The organism is Ornithinibacter sp. (assembly GCF_035443565.1).
Lineage (GTDB): Bacteria > Actinomycetota > Actinomycetes > Actinomycetales > Dermatophilaceae > Fodinibacter.
Genome location: NZ_DAORSO010000030.1, coordinates 1 through 3,740 on the forward strand (window position 1 = coordinate 1; position 3,740 = coordinate 3,740).

The window sequence follows — 3,740 nt, forward strand, 5'->3', positions numbered from 1 at the left end:
CGACCTCCGTCGGGGAGGCCGAGGAGGTCGCGCGCTCGATCGTCGGTACCGGCGGGCAGGTGGCGATGTTCGTCAGCGAGTCGCGGCTGCCCGACGGTGACGTCGTCGAGGCGTTCGCCCGCTGGCGCACGGTCGTGCCGACCGCCCGCCGTCTCGTGACCGTCCACTGGTCGCACTTCCTCGAGGACTCCTCGGCCCTGCGGCCGGGGCTCGCAGCGGGCAAGTACGACGCGTCACTGCTCTTGCCGCGCGGCGTGCGTGACGAGGAGTTCCACACCGCGGTGTGTGAGCTGCTCTCGGACTGGGGATCCACCGTCGCGACACCCGAGGTCGAGACCGTGCGGATCATCTCCGCGGGCCGCGATGCGCTGGCCGAGGGCATCCGCGACTTCCTGGACCGCATGGGCATGCCGAACCGCACCTACTCCCCCGACTCCGACGAGGGTCGAGCCGTGATCAGCCGGATCGGCTCCGAGGTGAGCCTGCCGCTCGTGGAGTCGATCAACCACGACGTCTTCGCACCGACGAGCGTCCGGGACGTCGCCGTGCGGGTGTTCGGCACCCCGAAGGGCATCGAGCTGGATGCCGTCGTCGACCTCGCGATCGTCGGCGCCGGGCCCGCGGGCCTCGCGGCCGCGGTGTACGGCTCCGCGCCCGCAACCAGGCCATCCGGTTCGGCACCCAGTTCTTCACCGGCTGGTCCGTCACCTCGCTGGAACCCGGTCGCGACGGTCAGCCGCACGTCGTGCGCACCGACGGTGGTGACGTCCGCGCGCGGGCGGTGGTCATCGCCACCGGTGTGGCCTACCGAAAGCTGGGCGTGCCGGCGGTCGAGGACTTCGTCGGCCTCGGGGTCTTCTACGGCAGCGCGATGTCGGCGGCCCGGGAGATGGAGGGCACCGACGTCGTCGTCGTGGGTGGGGGGAACTCCGCCGGACAGGCGGCCATCCACCTCGCCCGGTTCGCGCGGTCGGTGACGATCCTCGTGCGCCGCGACGGCCTGGAGGCGACGATGTCGCAGTACCTCGTCTCCGAGATCGGCCACAGCCCGCGGTTGCGGGTCCGCCCGTGCTCTGAGGTGGTCGATGCCGCCGGCGACGGCCGTCTGGAGCGCATCACCGTTCGCGACACCCGCAGCGGTGAACAGGAGGTGCTCGGCTGCCGTGGCCTGGTGCTGCTGCTCGGGGCCGAGCCGCACTGCGAGTGGCTCCCCGCTGAGGTCGCGACGGACGGCAGGGGGTTCGTGCTCACCGGACGCGACGTCCCGACCGACCGGTGGACCGACGGCATCCCCCCTGCGAGCCTCGCGACGACGGTGCCCGGGGTGTTCGCCGTCGGTGACATCCGGGCCACGTCGATGAAGCGGGTGGCGGCCGCCAGCGGCGAGGGCGCCTCCGTCGTGCCACTGGTGCACGCCTGGCTCGACCCCGACCAGGGCTGAACCCCTCAAGGTTCGGCGGCCGGAACACCGGTTTGTCGAAAACTCTCCCGTTGCAGGCGTCCCTGAACGTACTGTGAGCGCACCCCCTCTCGGGGTCTGAACTGTCACCAAGCGAAAGGAGGTCGCGTGAACATCTTTGACAGCGCCAAGGAGAAGCTCGCGGAACTGACCGAGACTCACGGCGACCAGGTCGAGAGCATCAGCGACCAGGCCATCGAGAAGGCAGGCGACGCAGCCGACCAGGCAACTGGCGGCCAGTTCGCCGAGCACGTCGACACCGCGCAGTCCGCGGCAGACGGCGCCATCGGCACCTGATCTCCCCCTGACGCGACCCGGGACCCTCGACCGAACGGTCGGGGGTCTCGGCCGTTCGGTCAGGGTTTGCCGGCCGCGAGGCGAACTGCCAGCGCAGCGTTGGTCGCGTGCCTACGCTCGGGGGAACCCGCTTCGTCTCCCAGGAAGAGAGCCGTCCATGGCGCACAACACCTCGGGACTGCCCCCGCTCGACATCGAGCCGTTCGACCCCGCCCCGCTGTATGCCGCAGCCAACTCACCCGAGCGCCGGGTGGACCCCGCTCGGGAACGCGCGCGCTCGGTGCGAGCCCTGGGGCTGGTCCTCGCCCTTGCTGCCGTGGGCGTCGTCGCCGCGGTTCTCGCGCTCGGGTAGGCCGCTCAGGTCGCGCAGGGTGCGGTGGCTGTCGGTGACGTCACGGGCTTGCCGAGCGACGGCATCCCCAGGGAGACGGCCGGCTTGCCGGGTACCGGCGCATCCTGCAGCGAGGCCCACGCGTCCCCACCCTTGGTGCGACGAACCGAGTAGGCACCGCCCTGGACCCCGCTGTCGGCCACGAGGTGGTGCGGCGCCCCGTAGGTGACCCCCACGGTCACGACGTCTCCCGGGCGAGGACGCTCACCGCCGTCGGGCACGGCGAAGTGCACGAGGCGGTTGTCGCGGGCCCGGCCGGACAGGCGCGCGGTCTCGCCGTCCTTGCGGCCTTCGCCGGGTGCGACGAGCACCTCGACATCACGGCCCTCGAGGGTGCGGTTCTCGGCCCACGAGACACGTTCCTGCAGCTCGATGAGCCGGTCGAAGCGCTCCTGGACCACGGCCTTGGGCACCTGGTTCGGCATCGTCGCCGCGGGCGTACCGGGGCGGATGGAGTACTGGAAGGTGAAGGCGCTGGAGAAGCGGGACGCCTCGACGACGCGCAGCGTCTCGGCGAAGTCGGCCTCGGTCTCACCGGGGAAGCCCACGATGATGTCGGTGGTGATCGCGGCATCCGGGATCGCGGTGCGGACCTTGTCGATGATGCCGAGGAACTTCTCGCTGCGGTACGAGCGACGCATCGCCTTGAGCACCGTGTCGGACCCGGACTGCAACGGCATGTGCAGGCTCGGCATGACGTTGGGCGTCGCGGCCATGGCCTCGATGACGTCGTCGGTGAACGCGGCCGGGTGGGGGCTGGTGAAGCGCACCCGCTCCAGTCCCTCGATCTCGCCACAGGCGCGCAGCAGCTTGCCGAAGGCGAACCGGTCGCCGAACTCGACCCCGTAGGTGTTGACGTTCTGCCCGAGCAGGGTGATCTCGATGACGCCCTGCGCGACGAGAGCCTCGATCTCGGCGAGGATCTCGCCCGGACGGCGGTCGGCCTCCTTGCCGCGAAGGCTGGGGACGATGCAGAAGGTGCAGGTGTTGTTGCACCCGACGCTGATCGACACCCAGCCGGCGAAGGCGGAGTCGCGGCGGGTCGGCAGCGTCGAGGGGAAGGTCTCGAGCGACTCGAGGATCTCGACCTCGGCGCGCTTGTTGTGCCGCGCCCGGTCGAGCAGTGCGGGGAGGCTGCCGATGTTGTGGGTGCCGAAGACGACGTCCACCCAGGGAGCGCGCTTGACGATGCTCTCGCGGTCCTTCTGGGCCATGCAGCCACCGACGGCGATCTGCAGGTCGGGGTTCGCGGTCTTGGCCGGGCGCAGCTGGCCGAGGTTGCCGTAGAGCTTGTTGTCGGCGTTCTCGCGCACGGCGCAGGTGTTGAACACGACGACGTCCGCGGTCTCCGGACGCTCGGCAGCGGGCACGCTCGCGAGGTCGACGTAGCCGGCGGTCTCGAGCAGGCCGGCGAGGCGCTCGGAGTCGTGGACGTTCATCTGGCACCCGTGGGTGCGCACGTCATAGGTCTTGGGTGTCATGGCGGGTCAAGGGTATGCCGGGTGCCCGCCACCGCGGCAATCGCGCGCGAGGTATAGTTGCAGAGTTCTGCAACTCTGCAAGAGAGCGCGATGACATGCCGGTTCCGCTGTA

The 3,740-nt window shown here is 70.5% G+C and carries 4 protein-coding genes; 3 read left to right on the forward strand and 1 reads right to left on the reverse strand.

All coding sequences use genetic code 11. From position 1 onward, the window contains the following. Nucleotides 1-712: 712 nt before the first annotated feature. The 3 genes from PLL68_RS05380 to PLL68_RS05390 all read left to right on the forward strand — a co-directional run bounded on the left by PLL68_RS05380 (nt 713) and on the right by PLL68_RS05390 (nt 2,108). Nucleotides 713-1,441, forward strand: a complete 729-nt coding sequence (locus PLL68_RS05380) for an NAD(P)/FAD-dependent oxidoreductase (protein ID WP_324532404.1) — start codon at nt 713-715, stop codon at nt 1,439-1,441. Nucleotides 1,442-1,567: 126 nt separating this feature from the next. Continuing rightward, nucleotides 1,568-1,756, forward strand: coding sequence for an antitoxin (locus PLL68_RS05385; RefSeq protein WP_324532366.1), 189 nt, complete (start codon nt 1,568-1,570; stop codon nt 1,754-1,756). 157 nt (nt 1,757-1,913) lie between these two features. After that, entirely contained in the window at nt 1,914-2,108 is a 195-nt protein-coding gene (locus PLL68_RS05390; protein WP_324532368.1) for a hypothetical protein, read from the forward strand. A 5-nt stretch (nt 2,109-2,113) separates the two neighbouring features. Here the strand turns inward: PLL68_RS05390 and miaB are convergent, their stop codons facing one another. After that, a complete protein-coding gene (miaB, locus tag PLL68_RS05395; protein ID WP_324532370.1) occupies nt 2,114-3,628 on the reverse strand; it encodes a tRNA (N6-isopentenyl adenosine(37)-C2)-methylthiotransferase MiaB in 1,515 nt (504 codons plus the stop codon). Between the last annotated feature and the right edge of the window lie 112 nt (nt 3,629-3,740).

What these genes read in the sequence shown, in the direction of transcription:
- PLL68_RS05390 (WP_324532368.1), top strand. Translation starts at nt 1,914, where the DNA reads ATGGCGCACAACACCTCGGGACTGCCCCCGCTCGACATCGAGCCGTTC.
- miaB (WP_324532370.1), bottom strand. Translation starts at nt 3,628, where the DNA reads ATGACACCCAAGACCTATGACGTGCGCACCCACGGGTGCCAGATGAAC.